Origin of the sequence: Rahnella aceris, from assembly GCF_011684115.1 — a bacterium.
Taxonomy (GTDB): Bacteria; Pseudomonadota; Gammaproteobacteria; order Enterobacterales; family Enterobacteriaceae; genus Rahnella; species Rahnella aceris.
The window spans coordinates 142142-160172 of sequence record NZ_JAADJV010000002.1; the positions used below are offsets into that span (position 1 = coordinate 142142).

At 54.6% G+C, this 18031-nt stretch carries 13 protein-coding genes; 4 read left to right on the forward strand and 9 right to left on the reverse strand.

Annotated features, from left to right (window positions below; translation table 11 throughout):
* Positions 1 to 34: 34 nt before the first annotated feature.
* Both degP and dgt read right to left on the reverse strand, forming a co-directional pair.
* The gene (gene degP / locus GW591_RS13105; RefSeq protein WP_013576927.1) at positions 35 to 1486 is read right to left on the reverse strand and encodes a serine endoprotease DegP; all 1452 of its coding nucleotides are present in this window, start codon (positions 1484 to 1486) and stop codon (positions 35 to 37) included.
* Positions 1487 to 1693: 207 nt separating this feature from the next.
* Entirely contained in the window at positions 1694 to 3208 is a 1515-nt protein-coding gene (gene dgt, locus GW591_RS13110; RefSeq protein WP_015690399.1) for a dGTPase, read from the reverse strand.
* Between the two features lie 183 nt (positions 3209 to 3391).
* On the opposite strand from dgt, the gene mtnN reads away from it, so the two are divergent.
* From mtnN to GW591_RS13125, 3 genes are all read left to right on the forward strand, one after another.
* Entirely contained in the window at positions 3392 to 4096 is a 705-nt protein-coding gene (mtnN, locus tag GW591_RS13115; RefSeq protein WP_013576929.1) for a 5'-methylthioadenosine/S-adenosylhomocysteine nucleosidase, read from the forward strand.
* Positions 4096 to 4908 (forward strand): vitamin B12 ABC transporter substrate-binding protein BtuF, encoded by an 813-nt coding sequence (btuF, locus tag GW591_RS13120; protein ID WP_112150933.1) that lies wholly within the window; start codon positions 4096 to 4098, stop codon positions 4906 to 4908. The genes mtnN and btuF overlap by 1 nt, the downstream gene beginning before the upstream one ends.
* Before the next feature lie 325 nt (positions 4909 to 5233).
* Positions 5234 to 5479 (forward strand): hypothetical protein, encoded by a 246-nt coding sequence (locus tag GW591_RS13125; RefSeq protein ID WP_015690401.1) that lies wholly within the window; start codon positions 5234 to 5236, stop codon positions 5477 to 5479.
* A gap of 107 nt (positions 5480 to 5586) precedes the next feature.
* Here GW591_RS13125 and erpA read toward each other — a convergent pair whose 3' ends face one another.
* Positions 5587 to 5946 (reverse strand): iron-sulfur cluster insertion protein ErpA, encoded by a 360-nt coding sequence (erpA, locus tag GW591_RS13130; protein WP_013576932.1) that lies wholly within the window; start codon positions 5944 to 5946, stop codon positions 5587 to 5589.
* Positions 5947 to 6034: 88 nt separating this feature from the next.
* The gene (clcA, locus tag GW591_RS13135) at positions 6035 to 7498 is read right to left on the reverse strand and encodes a H(+)/Cl(-) exchange transporter ClcA (RefSeq protein ID WP_131638345.1); all 1464 of its coding nucleotides are present in this window, start codon (positions 7496 to 7498) and stop codon (positions 6035 to 6037) included.
* A 186-nt stretch (positions 7499 to 7684) separates the two neighbouring features.
* On the opposite strand from clcA, the gene hemL reads away from it, so the two are divergent.
* Positions 7685 to 8965, forward strand: coding sequence for a glutamate-1-semialdehyde 2,1-aminomutase (gene hemL, locus GW591_RS13140; RefSeq protein ID WP_013576934.1), 1281 nt, complete (start codon positions 7685 to 7687; stop codon positions 8963 to 8965).
* A gap of 103 nt (positions 8966 to 9068) precedes the next feature.
* Here hemL and fhuB read toward each other — a convergent pair whose 3' ends face one another.
* From fhuB to mrcB, 5 genes are all read right to left on the reverse strand, one after another.
* A complete protein-coding gene (fhuB, locus tag GW591_RS13145) occupies positions 9069 to 11057 on the reverse strand; it encodes a Fe(3+)-hydroxamate ABC transporter permease FhuB (protein ID WP_166860777.1) in 1989 nt (662 codons plus the stop codon).
* Entirely contained in the window at positions 11054 to 11956 is a 903-nt protein-coding gene (gene fhuD, locus GW591_RS13150; protein WP_013576936.1) for a Fe(3+)-hydroxamate ABC transporter substrate-binding protein FhuD, read from the reverse strand. Before fhuD ends, fhuB begins: the two co-directional genes overlap by 4 nt.
* 1 nt (position 11957) lies before the next feature.
* Entirely contained in the window at positions 11958 to 12770 is an 813-nt protein-coding gene (fhuC, locus tag GW591_RS13155; protein ID WP_119262085.1) for a Fe3+-hydroxamate ABC transporter ATP-binding protein FhuC, read from the reverse strand.
* A 95-nt stretch (positions 12771 to 12865) separates the two neighbouring features.
* Complete coding sequence (gene fhuA / locus GW591_RS13160) at positions 12866 to 15088, reverse strand: ferrichrome porin FhuA (RefSeq protein WP_166860779.1); 2223 nt, start codon at positions 15086 to 15088, stop codon at positions 12866 to 12868.
* A 296-nt stretch (positions 15089 to 15384) separates the two neighbouring features.
* Positions 15385 to 18018: a bifunctional glycosyl transferase/transpeptidase gene (mrcB, locus tag GW591_RS13165; protein WP_112197469.1), complete on the reverse strand. Its 2634-nt coding sequence runs from the start codon at positions 18016 to 18018 to the stop codon at positions 15385 to 15387.
* Between the last annotated feature and the right edge of the window lie 13 nt (positions 18019 to 18031).

Below are 18031 nucleotides of genomic sequence, written 5' to 3' on the forward strand. Positions count from 1 at the left end.
GAGCGTGCTTTGTGTGAGGTATAGCAGGCGGAAATTACTGCGCCAGCAGGTAAATTGAGGTATCACCACGCTGAATATCCAGCGCCAGAACGTTTGGTTTGGTGTCGAGAATTTTACGCAGCTCGCCCAGATTGGTCACTTTCTGCTGGTTCACACCCAAAATGACGTCGCCTTTTTTCAGGCCGATGCGCGCCGCCGTTGAACCCGGCTTCACTTCATCGACTTTCACGCCTTTCTGATCACCTGCCGCACCGTTACTCAGTTCAGCCCCTTCGATGCCGGTATAAATGTTGCCGGATTCGATTTTCGATGTCTGAGTGCTTTGCTCAATGGTCACGTCAACGTTCATCGGTTTGCCTTCACGCAGCAGGCCGAGCGTCACTTTGGTGCCGATTGGCAGGGTGCCGATATCAGCACGGAACGAGGCGAAGCTGCTGATCGGTTTACCGTTCATGCTCAGGATCACGTCACCGGCTTTAATGCCTGCTTTCTCTGCGGCAGATTTCGGCATGACCTGACTGATGAATGCACCGCGCTGTGCGTCAACTTTCATGGCTTTCGCCAGTTCGGAGTTCAGCTCGGTCCCCATAATGCCCAGTTCGCCGCGTTTCACCTGACCGAATTCGATCATTTGTTTGGACAGGTTTTTCACCATGTTACTTGGGATCGCAAAACCGATACCGATGTTGCCGCCGTCCGGTGCCAGGATCGCCGTGTTAAGGCCAATCAGTTCACCATTCAGGTTCACCAGCGCACCACCGGAGTTACCGCGGTTGATCGCGGCATCCGTCTGGATGAAGTTTTCGTAGTTCTCAATATTCAGGCCGGAACGACCCAGTGCAGAAACGATACCGGAAGTCACGGTTTCGCCCAGACCATACGGGTTACCGATAGCCACGGTGTAATCGCCCACACGCAGTTGTTCGGAATCCGCCATCTTAATGGCCGTCAGGTTTTTCGCATTCTGTAACTGAATCACCGCGATATCAGAACGCGGGTCCTTGCCGATGACTTTGGCGTCGAACTTACGGCCATCGTTTAGCTGTACGCTGATTTTGGTTGCGTTATCAACGACGTGGTTGTTGGTGACCACATAACCTTTGTCGGCATCAATGATGACGCCGGAACCCAGCGCGCGGAAATCTTCTTTCTGTTCAGGCGCAGGCTGACCGTCAGGCCCCTGACCGCCGCCCTGACACACCGGAGAACCCTGGAACGGCGAACCGTCCTGGCACAGCGGCGAATTCTGACCAAAGAATTGCTGGAACTGCTGACCCATGCGTGGTGTTTTTACCGGCGCACTGCCTTCAACGTTGACGCTCACCACCGATGGCATCACTTTTTCAAGCATAGGTGCCAGGCTAGGAAGCTGAGTGGTGCTGGTGCTGGAAGACGCAGTTTCAGCAGCCAGTGCAGAAGAAACCGGGGCCATTGCCATACCGATGCTTAACGCTAATGCGCTGAGGAATAAACTCGATTTTTTCATTTTTCAGGATCTCTTAAAATTATTGTGGCAACCAAAATAGTCGCATTGCTTGGTAGTCGTGATACTGAGATGGTATTAATAGCGTGAAGTTCATCAGGGTCGAAATGACAATGGTAAAAAATTATTGTCAGCATTTACAAATGGCGTTTTTTCAAACAGTTCCGTAAAGAAAATTAAAGAGAGTTCAATTTGTCTTTTTAAAACAAATTACTCAGCCGCCATGAGTCTTCTGTATTCATCGTATGCATAAAGGTCAGTCATTCCGCTGATATAATCCTGAATCATTCGCGCACGGTAATAAAACTCCTGCGCGGCATGTTCCGCGACCGGTAATCCTTCCAGCGCCGCCACGGCATTGTTGTAAGCCAGACGATGTTTGGCTGAAATCTTATGCAGCAGACGGGTTTCAATCGGATATTTCCTGTGCGTATCCTCCTGAACTAGCTGGTTAAAATCGGTCAATGGCATATCCAGCAACGGGCTATAAATATCAAGTAATCCGCTGATCACCCGATAGCCTTGTAATTCCAGCTCCTCCACTTCGTGATGATTGAATACCTGTTTGAAGGCCACCGCTTTATAAATCTCTAACAACCGGTTGGCCTGGCTGTCATCTTCCAGCAACGCATGATTAAAGGTGCCCTGATAAATATCTTCTATATTATCAATGAACCGGCGGGCAGCATGCGGCACCAGTTGTTTCACTGTCTGAACGCGCAGTTCCATAAAGAAGTAATCCACCGGATTACGGAACGTTTTCGCTTTATCCATTTTCTCGTAAGCAGTGCGAACCACTTTATCGAAGAAGTCATTTTTCTCTATCGCGCCCCACTCACGGCACAGATAATTATAAAGCTGTTCCACGCTGAAAATACTTTTCTCAACCGCATCTTCCAGATCGGCAATGCAGTAAGAAATATCATCGGCCGCTTCCATAATGTAGGTAAGCGGAAAGCGGTTAAATTCACCCAGCCCGAGTTCAGTGCGCAGTTTTTTGATGAACGGCTCTTCCGCCAGATAAAAACCCGGTTTTTTCATCAGGTAATCATGTGAAGGAAGTTTAGTCATTGAATACGCAGGGCGGGTATATTTCAGAATGCAGGCGGTCTGGCTGTAAGTCAGATTGAGTTTCAGCAAGGTGAAGACCAGCCGGATGGCCTGCGCATTGCCTTCAAAATTAGACAGGTCGTAGCGGATTTTACTGCGCAACTGGTTCAGTTCAGCATCGTCTGGCGTCAGGCGCAAACACGTCACCAGACAGGCATCCGTTTCCTGTGGTGTTTCGCCGCAACCGGCGGTGTCCATCCGCTTAGCAAACCAGTTGTTAATGGCGGATTCACCAAAATGGCCAAATGGCGGATTACCGATGTCGTGCATCAGGCACGCCATTTCTACCACGCTTTCAAAGGGATCGGTCACCTCGTCCAGCCCGTAAGCCTCAAGCTTGTTCTGCCTGCGCAAACGGTGGAGGATCTCTTTGGCGATGTGACGACCAACCTGCTGAACTTCAAGGGAATGGGTCAGACGACTGCGGACGGCAGCATTTTTCTCCAGCGGAAAAACCTGAGTCTTTTGTTGCAGACGGCGGATGGCAGCCGAGTTGATAATGCGCCCGCGATCGCTTTCGAACTGACGGACGACATCATAGTCATCGCGTGCCTCGATCGGGGCGCTGAAAGGACGCTGAAAATTGAATTTCGTTTTAAAATCGATCCCGGACATGATTTCCCACCTTTTCAGCCACTCACACATCAAACCGACGCGCTTTTTGCAGTAGCAACCTGCACCCCAAACGGATTATTTCTTACCTTTAGCCATGATAGACTATCGCACATTGTTTTCGTGATTAAACCGTCAATTCCGCACACGCTGCGGCTCATTCCAACCACATCTGCGAGTATTCATATGAAAGTAGGCATTATCGGTGCAATGGAGCAGGAAGTGACCCTGCTGCGCGACAAGATTATCAACCGTCAGACTATCGAACGCGCAGGCTGCGAAATCTATACTGGCCAGTTAAACGGTGTGGACGTGGCGCTGCTTAAATCCGGCATTGGTAAAGTGTCTGCCGCCATGGGCACCACATTGCTGCTGGAACATTGCCGTCCTGACGTGGTGATCAATACCGGTTCCGCAGGCGGGCTGGCGAAAACCCTGAAAGTCGGTGATATCGTCGTGTCTGATGAAGTGCGTTATCACGATGCTGACGTCACCGCGTTTGGCTATGAACCGGGCCAGATGGCCGGTTGCCCGCCTGCGTTCACTGCTGATCCGGCGCTGATTGAACTGGCAGAAAACTGTATCCGTGAACTCAACCTGAACGCCGTACGCGGTCTGGTTTGCAGTGGCGATGCGTTCATCAATGGCGCAGCGCCTCTGGCACGTATCCGCGCAACCTTCCCGAATGTTGCTGCTGTCGAAATGGAAGCCGCGGCTATCGGTCACGTTTGCCACCTGTTCGGTACCCCGTTCGTGGTCGTTCGCGCAATTTCTGATGTTGCTGATGGTGAATCCCACCTGAGCTTTGAAGAATTCCTGGTGGTTGCCGCACAGCAATCCACCCTGATGGTAGATGCGATGCTGACAGCGCTGGCGGCTGGCGAAGAATAATGATGCGCCGGTTCGGCCTCATACTGAGTTGCCTGCTGCTGCCTGTGGCAGCAACTGCGGCGCCGGCCCAACGGGTGATCAGTCTGGCACCCAATCTGACAGAACTGGCATTTGCCGCCGGTCTGGGCGATCAGGTAATCGGAGTTAGTGCTTACTCCGATTACCCGCCACAGGCCAGCAAGCTTGAGCAGGTGGCGAACTGGCAGGGAATCAACGTCGAACGTATTGTGACGCTGAAACCTGATGTAGTTCTCGCCTGGCGTGGCGGTAACCCGCAACGTCCGCTGGATCAGCTGATTTCGCTGGGTATCCACGTTATCTATCTTGATCCGCAAAATGCGGAACAGGTGGCACAAGCGCTGGAACAACTTGCGGCGTACAGCCCTTCTCCGGAAAGCGCAAAACGCGCCGCTGCTGATTTTCGCCAGCAATGGCAGGCGCTGAAGCTGAAATATCATCGCCAAAAGCCGGTTTCTGCCTTTATTCAGTTCGGCACCCAGCCGCTGTTTACTGCCGCCGCGACCACAATGCAAAGTGAAGTGCTTAACGTCTGTGGTGCAAAAAATATTTTCGCCGACAGTCGTGTGCCCTGGCCTCAGGTCAGCCGGGAACAGGTTTTAAGCCGTCATCCTCAGGTTATTGTTATATCGGGCGGAACATCACAAAAACAGGTGATCGAGGATTACTGGCGTTCCATGCTCAGCGCGCAGGTTATCGCACTGGATCCTGACTGGTTCAGCCGCGCCGGGCCGCGTATTCTTCTTGCCGCACAACAACTTTGCCCGCAGCTTGCAGCCTTGCCTCAGGGGTGAATGCTTACTAACTATTTAGCCATGCCCCCGCGAAATACCGGCATGGCGCTTTTCCGAATTGTTGCTTTATTAACCAAAATCAATAATTCTGCCCTGTCATCTGGTAACATGTCCGGCGTAAAATCCTACGTACGTTGCCGGCCCTCGATTTAACATTATCTCTTTGTATTACAGACGAAATAATAAGAATAACGGCGCGATACACGATAAAAACGTGACTTATTTCCCGATCATAAGAAATCTGGATTAAAGGCCGTAAAATTTAGACCGATAACCTTTTCAGCCAGGCTGATTTTGTTGAACTACACCAGCAGGAATAACAATAATGAAAGCTCTTTTACTCAGTGCGCTGCTCGCACTGATCCCGCTGTCGGCTGTTGCGGGCATGGCGGGTGGTCAGATTGGCGTCAGCCTGACCATCCTGCCGGGTTGCAAGATTGATGCTGCGCGCACAGGCACTTCCGTCATCTGCGCCAGCCACACGATGATGCAACCGCATATCAGCGAAATCATGCTTAATGCCGTGCCGGGAATTAGCATCGGTTCGAAGCTGGTGACTGTCGAATGGTAACCCCCTTGTGAATGCTCACTTACCTGAGCACCCTGTTCACACCGACGGTTTCAACATAAAAAAAGCCCGTCTGCATAGCAAACGGGCTTTTTCTTTAAGACGGATATTTAGATACTAAAGGAAGAACCGCAACCGCATGTCGTTTTTGCATTCGGGTTGGTCACCACAAAACGTGAACCTTCCAGACCTTCGGTATAATCCACCGAACCGCCAACCAGATATTGCAGGCTCATCGGGTCAACCACCAGCGCCACACCGGCTTTTTCGATGGTCATGTCGCCGTCATTAATTTTGTCGTCAAAGGTGAAACCGTACTGGAATCCGCTGCAACCGCCGCCGGTGATGTACACGCGCAGTTTCAGGTTCGGGTTTTCTTCGTCGGAAATCAGGTTTTTCACCTTACGCGCCGCGGCCTCAGTAAACTGTAACGGCAACGCGGTTGTTTCATTCAACAATGCTTCACTCATAATTTCTCACTCCCAATCCGCATTTGTTCAGGCCGCCGGATTGACTGTCTGAATAATATACTCATTATCTTATACCTGAGTTAATGCTTCAAGTATGGGCATTTTTGGCTGCGCTGTCCTGCTTATTGATGCCTTCAGCGGCGATATCACCCTGCGCTTTTTCCGCGTTCTCACGTTCCTGCCTCTGTAAGGTGCGGGTCAATATGGCGGAATACAAGGGTTTACCCCCCAGAAATTGCGCCAGCAGGGTCGCGCCCAGGCAGGTAATGATCATCGGTAAAATCAGCTGATAATTATCGGTCATCTCCAGTACCAGCACGATACCCGTCAGCGGTGCACGCACGCTGGCGGCAAATAACGCCCCCATCCCGGCGATGGCAAAGGTGGCAGGCTGAATACCATATTGCGGAAACCACGCCAGCGCGGCGGTGCCGAATGCGGTGCCGAGCAAAGTGCCCAGCGCCAGCATCGGAGCGAAAATCCCGCCCGGTGCGCCGGAGGCAAAGCACAGCAGCGTAGTCACCACCCGGACAACAAAGATCACCAGCAACATCATCAGGCTGTATTTTCCTGCCGCCGCCAGCGGGATCAACGCAAATCCGCCACCGGTGACTTCCTGATGCACCAGCCCGAGCAGGCCGCAGAATCCGCCCAACATGCCGCCGATGATCAGGATTTTTCGCAGATTTCCGCCATGCACACGGGCAAACATATCCTGTGTGCGGAAAATCAGCGCATTGAAACTGACGCCGACCACACCAAAGACCATGCCCAGCACCAGATACAACCACAGCGTATTGAGCGGCGCACTCGCCAGCCTGCCGACTTCAATCACCGCGCCGTCGCCGTTAAAAATACGGAAAACGATACTCGACATGATCACGCCGATAAACACCGCTTTTATCGAGATCAGGCTGTAACGGAACTGCAGGCGCATCTCTTCGAGAATGAACAGGATACCGGCGAGCGGTGCGTTAAATGCCGCAGAAAGCCCGGCCGCCGCGCCGGTAGCCAGCAACGAATGCCGCGCCTCCGCGCTGCGCAGCCGGAAAATATCGACCATCATTTTCCCGACATTCGCGCCCATCTGCACGGTTGGCCCTTCCCTTCCCAGCACCATACCCGCACCCAGCGTGCCCATGCCGCCAAAGAATTTCACCGGGATCACCCGCCACCAGCGCACCGGCCGTAATTCCTCCAGTGCGCCTTCGATTTCAGGGATCCCCGAACCGCCCGCTTCAGGCGCATAACACCGGACCAGATAATAGCCGACCATCGCCAGCGCGGCAGAAAACACAAATGTCAGCGGCCACAGCAGGATCCAGTAATCATTGAAGACGCCCAGCCCGGCAAGCCGGACCGCCATCACCCAGTTCACTGCTTTCTCAAAAGCCACGCCGAGTAAGCCGGCAACCGTACCGACCACTGCGGCGACCAGCAAAATGGTGACCGGCGTTTTATCACGACGCAGTAAAAGGCGCAGGATTTCGCTGCGTTTGCGCGGGCCGCGCACGGGCGCATCCGCTAAAATTTCAGTGTCTGATTCATTCATCTCAGAAAGGGAAATATAAAAAATGTTATGGAAGATGGATGGATTTAATCATACAAATTGCCGTCCTGACAGGATCTGCAACAAAATGCCGCACGGTTAGCGGTTTGATAACGCCGCTCAGTTCACTAGAATGGGCGCATAAATCTTTCCGTGACATATTGAACCCAGCAATTCAGGAGCCGAATAATGAGTAAGTCAGAAAGTCTGTTCACGCAGGCGCAAGCGCTAATCCCGGGCGGTGTTAACTCGCCGGTACGTGCCTTCTCCGGCGTTGGCGGCGTCCCCTTATTCATCGCGCGCGCTGACGGCGCTTTCCTGTTTGATGCCGATGGTAAAGCCTACATTGACTACGTGGGTTCATGGGGACCGATGGTGCTTGGCCATAACAACGCCGAAATCCGCAATGCGGTGATTGAGGCGGCTGAGCGCGGCCTGAGCTTTGGTGCACCGACCGAGATGGAAGTGAAAATGGCCGAGCTGGTGACCGGCCTGGTGCCTAGCATGGACATGGTGCGTATGGTGAACTCCGGCACCGAAGCGACGATGAGCGCGATCCGTCTGGCGCGTGGTTTCACCCATCGCGATAAAATCGTTAAATTCGAAGGCTGCTATCACGGCCACGCCGACTGCCTGCTGGTGAAAGCCGGTTCCGGCGCGCTGACCCTCGGCCAGCCGAACTCGCCGGGTGTCCCGGCTGATTTCGCCAAACATACGCTGACCTGTACCTATAACGATCTCGATTCCGTCCGTGCTGCATTCGAGCAATTCCCTGACGACATCGCCTGCATCATCGTGGAGCCGGTCGCAGGCAACATGAACTGCGTGCCGCCATTACCGGAATTCCTGCCGGGTCTGCGCGCAATTTGTGATGAATTTGGCGCACTGTTGATCATCGACGAAGTGATGACCGGTTTCCGCGTCGCACTGGGCGGTGCTCAGGAGTATTACGATGTGATGCCTGACCTGACCTGTCTGGGTAAAATCATCGGCGGCGGCATGCCGGTGGGCGCATTTGGCGGACGCCGCGACGTGATGGAAGCGCTGGCACCGACCGGTCCGGTTTATCAGGCAGGCACGCTTTCCGGTAACCCGATTGCCATGGCGGCCGGTATTGCCTGCCTGACGCAGGTCGCGCAACCGGGCGTACATCAGACCCTGACCGAACGCACCACCCAACTGGCCGAAGGCTTGCTGGACGCGGCGCAGAAAGAAAATATTCCGTTCGTGGTGAACCACGTCGGCGGCATGTTCGGGCTGTTCTTCACCGATGCAGAAACCGTGACCTGCTATCAGGACGTGATGAAATGCGACGTTGAGCGTTTCAAAAAGTTCTTCCATCTGATGCTGGAAGAAGGCGTTTACCTGGCCCCTTCCGCCTTCGAAGCAGGCTTTATGTCTCTCGCGCATACGCCGGAAGATATTCAGCGCACGATTGATGCCGCACGACGTTGTTTCGCTAAGCTTTAAGCGCCAGTCAAGTCCGCTCCCTCCCCTGCGAAGGGGAGGAACTAAGGCCGCGTCCAAAGAAAAATCTGCTCTAACATCCCTATTTTCTATTGGCTGAAATTCTCTATCCCGCCTGCTTTCTCAGCAGATAAATAAAGTACGGCGCACCGATAAAGGTGGCGAGCAGACCAGCCGGGATCTGATCCGGGAAGATGATCATCCGTCCGCACCAGTCCGCAAAGACCATCAGCAACCCGCCGAGAATACTGGCGACCATCCACTGCGGAACCGCCCGGCGAAAGCCCATCATGCGCGCCATATGGGGTGCCATCAGCCCGACAAAACTCAGCGGCCCGACAGTCAGCGTTGCCGCCGCCGTCATCACCGCCGCCAGCAGTAAAATCGCCAGACGGGTGGGCGTCAGCGCCAGTCCGACTGATTTTGCGGTCACGCTCCCCAGCGGTAAAATATTTATCCAGCGGCGGCAGAATGGCACAAGAACCATCAGCACCCCGGCCAGAATCAGCGTTCGCCAGGCGGCTTCAGCGGATACGGAATAGGTTGAACCTGAAAGCCAGGTCAGCAGGCCACCCATTCGCGGATCGCCGCTCGCCAGCAGCAACGTCATCAGCGTGGTGAAAGCGGTACTGAGCGCGATACCGGTCAGTAACATACGTTCGGCCGAAAAACTTCGCAGCCCCGAGGCCACCATAATCACCAGCAACGTCAGCGCCGCACCCGCACTGCCCGCAGGCAGCAGCCAGACAAAGGCATCGCCCGGGACGATAAACATCATCACCACCACGCCGGTCGCCGCACCGGAACTGATCCCCAGCACTTCCGGGCTGGCCATCGCATTACCGGTCAGTTTTTGGATCAGCACACCGGATGACGCCAGCATAATACCCGCAGCCAGCGCCGCCATCACGCGCGGCAAACGCCACGGCAGCAGCGCCTGTAAATCTGCACCGGTGGACCAGCTCCAGCCAGTGGCATTGCGTCCGGCCATCAGTGCAACCATCAGCCCGAGTAACAGCACGGCGAGCGCCAGTGACATCCAGCGCACCAGATGCTGACGTTCAACCGGTACGTGATCGCCCTGATCCATTGGCGGCGGTGTCATGTTATTGCGTAAACGCGGCAGCAGCCATAACAGCAGCGGCGCGCCCACCAGCGCTGTCGCGGCACCGGTCGGAATCTCCATCCAAAATGTGGTGAGGGTTTGCATCACCTGATCGGTAAGCCAAAGCAGCAGCGCACCGATAACCGGCGCAATGATCAGCCGTGCAGCCAGACGACGTGCACCGAGCATTTTCGCCAGAAGCGGGGCAAACAGGCCGATAAAACCGATGATCCCGACCGCATTGACCAGTTGCGCACTCATTAAAATCGCCAGCGTCAGCACAGCAAGACGCGCCGCTGACAGGCCGAGGCCAAGATTTTTGGCGACGCCATCATCCAGCCCCAGGAGCGTCATCGGACGCTGCAACAGAAACGCCAGCAGCCAGACGATAATCACCCGCGGCAGCAGGAAGTTCGCGATATCCCAGTCCTGCTGGTTCAGCGCCCCGCTGCTCCACATGTACAGACTTTGCAGGTTCTGGTAGTTGAAGATGCCAATCAGGCCATTCACCGCTCCGCAATACAAGCCCAGCACCAGACCGGCGAGGATCAGCGTGACCGGTGACATGCGTTTGCCCCAGGCGATGCCGAACACCAGTGCACCAATCACCACCGCGCCAGCCATGGCGGCAAACTGCTGGGTGATCATCCCGCCCGGCAGTGCCCACAACGTGGCGACCGTCAGGCCGAGCTGCGCGCCTGCCGAAACACCCAGCGTCGCGGGCTCTGCCAGCGGATTACGTAATACCTGCTGGAACAGCAAACCAACCAGCCCCAGCCCGGCACCGGCCAGCAAGGCCACAGCGACGCGCGGCAGCAGGCTGTAATGGAAAAGCATCTGCTGGACATTATCGATATCAGGCTGCCACAACGCCCCGCGCCACTGCGCATAAGGCAGTTGCTGATTCAGGTTGTAGAGACTGAGCGCACCGGCGGCCAGCGCCAGCAGAATCAGGAGAGTCAGCGAAACGCTGAATGAACGGCGGTTCATACCGGTTTCCCCAGAGTGCTGGTGAGAATTTTGCAGAAATTCATCGCGCTGAAGGTTGCACCGTAATACCAGACGGCGGGCACGATGCTGAACTGGTTCGCGCGCACAAACGGCATGGATTTCCACAGCGGCGTTTTTGCTACTGCCTCCATCATGTCGGCGTTGTCGTGTTCGAAACACAACACGCGGGCGTTTTTAATACGGGTCAGGCGCTCGACGCCGACCGATACGCTGCCCCAGAAACTGCCTTCCCCGGCCCAGGCGTTGGTCAGCCCGAGCTCACCCATCACTTCATGGAACATGCTGCCCATGCCAAACACCAGAACGTGGCGCGTATCAATAAAGGTGATTAACAGCAGCGGCTGCTGCGCGACCGGCTTCAGTTGTTCGCGGGTTTGCAACAGCGTGTCACGGTACAGCTGCAAATGCGTTTCGGCGCGATCCTGTAAACCGAGACGATCCGCCAGTTTATGCAGGGAACTGATGGCCAGATTGAGCGGTTTTGCCGAACCGTCATTGGCTTTGACACCCAGAACCGGCGCGATGGATTCGAGCTGACTGGTCGTCGGACCATAACCGGCGGTGATCAGCAGCAGCGAAGGTTTTAGCTGCTGGATAAGTTCCATATTGGGTTCGGTACGCTGACCGACATCAATCACGCCCGGTGCCAGCGGTGGTTCAACCACCCAGGTGTTGTAATTACGGATATCGGCAATCGCCAGCGGCATCACGCCGAGTGCGATCAGCAGTTCAGCCGGTAACCATTCGAGAGCAATAATGCGGCTGAGATCGGGACGCGATGCCGACAGCGCAGGCACCGAGGTCAGCAACGGAGAAAGCGCCATCATCTGCAACAGACGACGACGGGTGATTCCGGAAAAATTTGAAATATCAGACATATCAGTATACGAAGCTCACCGGCGCGCCACCCGCAGGATGCGGCAGAATACCCATCGGAATGCCATAAATCTGTTCCAGTACATCGCCGCGCATCATCTCTTCCGGCGCGCCCTGGGCAATCATTTCACCACCGCGCAGCGCCATCAGTTGATCGCAATAGCGGGCAGCCATGTTCAGATCATGCAGCACGGCGATCACGGTTAAGCCCTTCTCACGGCTCAGACGCTGGATCAAGGCCAGCACATCTTTCTGATGGGCGATATCCAGCGCAGAGGTCGGTTCATCGAGCAGCAGGCAACGGCTGTCCTGCGCCACCATCATCGCCAGCCAGGCACGCTGACGTTCGCCGCCGGAGAGGCTGTCCACCAGACGCCGGGCGAACGGTTTGAGGCCGACCAGCGCAATGGCTTCTTCGACCTTTTCTTTATCCTGATGTTTGAAACGACCCAGTGCGCCGTGCCACGGATAGCGGCCAATCGCCACCAGTTCCTGCACGGTCATGCCTTCTGCGGCGGGGAGTTGCTGCGGCAAATAGGCAACCTGACGCGCAAAAGCTTTGCTGTCCCACTGCGCCAGCGGCGTGTCATTGAGGTAAATCGTTCCAGATGTCGCAGACTGATGCCGCCCGAGCATTTTTAATAACGTCGACTTTCCTGACCCGTTGTGACCAATCAGGCCACACACTTTCCCCTGCGCAAAGGTCAGGGATAATGGCGCGAGAAGCGTGCGTCCCGGGACGCTGAAACTCACGTCCTGCAGGCGGAAGACGCTGTCTGGCAGCGGGGAAGACGGATGTACGTTGTTATCAGGCATAAGATTTTCTACGTCGACATCGGGTTGAGAACAGGAAACGGGCACGACCTGCGTGCCCGGATTTTAGTGCTTACATACTGACTATTCGAAGACTCTTAAAAACGGAAGGTTGCGGTGGCAACCACCTGACGCTCCGCGCCCCAGTAACAGGCGTAATCGCGGTAGCAGCTTGCCACATACTCGCGATCCAGCAGGTTATTGACGTTCACGCCAACGGAAGAGCCCGGCAGACCAAAGCGTGCGAGATCGTATTTGATCGTCGCATCAACCAGTGTGTAACCGGCAACATTAAAGGCTTCGTTAGTCTTATCGCCCGTCGTGTAGAAGCTGGAGGTTGAACCGAAGTAACGAACGCCGGAACCCACAGTCAGACCGCTCAGTGCAGTTTCGTGGAAGGTGTAATCCGCCCACAGTGATGCCATGTTCGCAGGCACTTCAGCAGGACGCTTGCCTTCATAAGCAAGGTCGTGCGTGTACTTCGCATCGGTATAGGTGTAAGACGCCGTCATGTTGATGTTGGCGTTGAGTGCGGCTTTCGCTTCCAGTTCCAGACCACGGGAACGAATTTCACCTGACTGAACGCTGAAGGTATTCGTCTGATCGGTAGGATCGTTGGTCAGGTTTTTGGTTTTCGTCAGCTGATATACGGCCGCCGTCAGACTGATCGGACGATCGTTCGGAATGTATTTCACACCCGCTTCGTACTGTTTACCGATTGATGGATCAAACGGCTTCCCATTCTTGTTAGAACCCGCTGTCGGTTCAAAGGATTCGCTGTAGCTGAAGTACGGGGAGATGCCGTTATCAAACAGATAATTCAGACCGCCGCGCCAGGTAAACTGTTGGTCATTAATTTGCGTAGCGCTGTTGCTTGAACGGGTAAACGTCGAGCTTTTTGCGAAATCGTAACGACCGCCGACGGTCAGGATCCACTTGTTCCATTCCGCCTGATCCTGTGCGTACAGACCGGTTTGCTCCTGACGGTTGAGAACTTCATACGGGAAGTACAAGGACACATTACTGTTGCCGTACTGCGGGTTGCTCATGTTCAGATTACTGGCGGAACCATAATCGGCATCAATGTCGTTACGCATACGCATGTAATCCACACCCATCAGCAAGGTGTGATCGACATCTGCGGTGGCAAATTTAGCCTGCGCCTGGGTATCCACATCGAAGTTAGCCAGTTTCTCTTTTGACTGAACGTACGCGCGGCTCATCACGCCATTCCCGACATAACCGGTGCCGTAAACGCCTTTGTATTGGGTATCGAGTTTGGTGTAACGCAGGTTCTGACGCACGGTCCAGGTGTCGTTAAAGCCGTGTTCGAAGCTGTAACCGACCATTTTCTGGTTGCGGGACATCTTGTTGCTTTCTTCGCCTTCGTTGAAGTCGGTCGGCAACTTGTGTGCTTTTCCGTTGGCGTCGTAATACGGCACCACGGTGCCCTGACGCGGTAACCAGCCGTAGAAACCGGCATCCGGATCGTTCTGGAAGTTGCTCAGGAAAGTGAAGCTGGTTTTATCATCAGGACGCCAGGTGAAAGACGGCGCGATACCGTAGCGTTTCTCTTTCGCCATCTCCTGCTGAGTATCCTGGCTGTGCGCCACGCCGGTCAGACGGTAGGAATACACGCCCGCGTCGTCGATGGCGTCGCTGAAATCAAAGCCGGTCTGGTACAGGTTGTCTGTACCCATTTTGAACTGCACTTCTTTCAGCGGTTCAGTGGTCGGGCGTTTACTGACCATGCTGACTACACCGCCCGGATTACTCTTACCGTACAGAACGGAAGACGGCCCGCGCAGCACTTCAACACGCTCGAGCATGTACGGATCCATCGACACTTCAGAATAGTTGTCACCCTGAAGTTTGATGCCATCGAGATACTGGTTGGTGTTCACCGATGTGAAACCGCGGATAGCGATCGCATCATAGGTGGAGGAACTGCCACGGCTGGCGAAAACGCCCGGCGTGTAGCCTAAGGCTTCTTTTACTGAAGCAGGCTGTTTCATGTCCATTTCTTCACGGGTCACCACGGAAATAGATTGTGGCGTTTTCACCAGTGGCGTGTCGGTTTTTGTGCCGGTCGCGCTGTGTTTTGCCGCGATAGTGGCCGCCGGCCCCCACGCAGATTCGGGTGCCGCTTCGGCCATTGCCGAGCTGGTCACGTTTATAGTGTCTTCTTTTGCCGGGGCTTTGGTGGCTGCACTCGCATAAAACGCGGCAGAGCCCAGCGCAGCGGCGAGGGTTAAAGCTAACGTCCGGCGCTTAAATGCACCTTTTTGGACTGAAGTTGAAAGCGAGCATTGAGAAGCCATTGCATAATCTCTGGAAGAGTAATGGGAATGTAAACGATAATTATTATTATGAACGTTGCATATTATGCTCAATGCTTACGCGGCTGCAAGCCTATTTAATGCATGGCTTTTCCGAATGAATAAAAAGTATCCTCATGTTAAACGTGGGTAAAAACGCTTATAAATTAAACGGGGATGAATGTGACTTGCTTGCTGGAAATGTGAAATGGGGTAGGTAAATTTGGATTAAGAATGACAAATAAAAAAGGGCGCAATTTTCATTGCGCCCTTTTTAGCTTTACGAAATCAATTAATTATCAGTTGCCTGAGCCAAACATATCCTTGATCCAGCCCGCCACGCCGTTGCTGTCTTTCTTCTCATCCTGAGATTGTGGCTGTTGCTGCTGTCCGGATTGCTGCTGTTGTTGTTGCTGTTGCTGTTGCTGCTGGATCTGTTGTTGCTGTTGCTGAACAGCGCTCACAGAAGCCTGACACATGGCGTCCGGTGAATCAGTCCAGACCGGGATTGAACGCACCGCGCCACTGCCGCCCAGCAAGCCGCCGCTGTTGCCACAGACAAAGTTACCGCTGCCATCAATATTCATCGTACTGATGCCTTCCGGCATTTGCAGATCCAGGGGCTGAGGTGTGCCGTTTTCCAGATACCGTCCGTAAAGCACCAGCGCACCGGTAGAACCCCACAGTTTGGACGGGCCGTTGTTGTCGCGGCCTACCCAGGTGATCGCTACCTGATTGCCATCGATACCGGCAAACCAGCTGTCACGCAGTTCGTTCGACGTACCGGTTTTCGCCGCCAGATGCAGTTTCGGGAACTTGTTCGCCAGTGCGCGCGAGGTCCCTTCCTGCACTACCTGCTGCATGGCATACAACGTCAGATACGCTGCCTGAGAAGGGATCACGCGCACAGCCTGCGGGAAGCTCTGATAGAGCACGGTGCCGTCTTCCGCAATTACCGAGCGCACCGCAGACAGTGGCGCTTTGTTGCCGCCACTGGCAATGGTCTGGTATTCCTGCGCAACTTCCATTGGCGTTAACGCAATCGCACCCAGCAACATTGATGGCGTCTGGTTCAGCGACTCTTTAGGGATCCCCAGATCAATCAGCGTCTTGGTGATGTTGTCGAGACCAACGGCCATCCCCAGATTGACTGTCGGGACGTTCATCGAGCGCGCCAGGGCATCCACCAACAGAACCTGACCGCGGAACTGATGGTCATCGTTTTTCGGCGACCATGTCTGACCATTTGCCAGTTTCAACGTCAGCGGCTGATCGGCAAGGATGGTATTGAGCCGGTATTTATCCGGCTGAGACAACGCGGTCAGATAGGTCGCCGGTTTCGCCAGCGAGCCGACCTGACGTCGCGCCTGCATCGCACGGTTGAAGCCCGCGAACTGCGTTTCCGCGCCGCCGACCATCGCCCGCACTTCACCGGTATAACGGTCAACCACCACCATCGCCGTCTCGATATCATTCAAACCGCTTTTCTTGCGCAGTAACGGAATGCCTTCCTCGACCGCTTTTTCCGCCGCATCCTGAGAAATCGGATCCAGCGTGGTGAAGATTTTCACCCCGGACATATCCTGAACTTTATCGCCCAGTTTGGCCTGCAGTTCCTGACGCACCATCTGCATAAACGCAGGCTGCGGCGAAATCACCCCGCCTTTCGGCTGCACGCCCAGCGGACGCGCGCTGAGCATGTCATACAGTTCCTGATCGATAACTTTCTGATCAACCAGCAAACGCAGCACCAGATTACGACGCTGCAAGGCCATTTGCGGATTACGCCACGGGTTGTACAGCGAGGCACCTTTCACCATACCCACCAGCAATGCCTGCTGATCCAGACTCAGTTCGTTCACCGGACGGCCAAAGTAATACAGGCTTGCCAGCGGGAAACCGCGGATTTGATCAGAACCGCTCTGGCCGAGATACACTTCGTTCAGATACAGCTCAAGAATGCGGTCTTTGCTGTAATCTGCATCCAGCAGGATCGCCATCACCGCTTCACGCGCTTTACGGCTCAGCGAACGTTCGTTGGTCAGGAACAGGTTTTTCACCAACTGTTGCGTCAGCGTTGACCCCCCCTGCACCGCATGACCGGCGGTGAGGTTAGCCACCACGGCACGACCGATGGAATAGAAGTTGATACCGTCATGCTCATAGAAATGACGGTCTTCCGTGGCCAGCAGCGTATCGACCAGCAAATCAGGGAAGCCGGAACGTGGCACGAACAGACGCTGTTCACCGTTGGCGTTAGACGCCTGCAACATAGTGATCAGACGCGGATCGAGGCGGAACAGACCAAAATCACGCTGGTTATCCAGGTTTTTAATCTCGGAAAGACTGTTGCCGTCAAACATCAGGCGGGCGTTGACCTGCCCTTCTTTTCCTTCCGGAAAATCAAACGGACGGCGCAGCAAATCAATGTAATTCGCGTGAACCGTAAACTCGCCCGGACGGGTGATGCGCGTCACTTCGCGATACTGCGTGCCTTCCAGCAATCCGACCATTTCAGCTTTGCTGATTTGCATGTCCGGCTCAAGATTGACCTGACGGCCATACACCGCCGCAGGTAACTGCCAGACTTTGCCGCCATCGATGCGGTCATGAATTTGCTTGTTGAGATAAACCGCGTAAATCCCCAGCAAAATCAGGAAGACGACAAACAATTTGACTAATAACCAGAACAGACGGCGCCTGGCGCTTTTCTTCCCGCCTTTGTTCGCTTTACGCGGCGGGGCTTTACGGCTCATGCGTGACTCCCGTTCTTCTTCGTAGTCATCATCATCCTCATACTCGTCATCGATTTCCTCTTCGTATTCTTCGTAGTCGTCATCCCGGCGGCTACGGCGAACGGGACGAGCCCGCGCAGGCTTGCGCCCGGCAGGTTTACCTTTACGGCCAATCGGCTCGCGATCATCGCCAGACATCAGTCAATCTCCC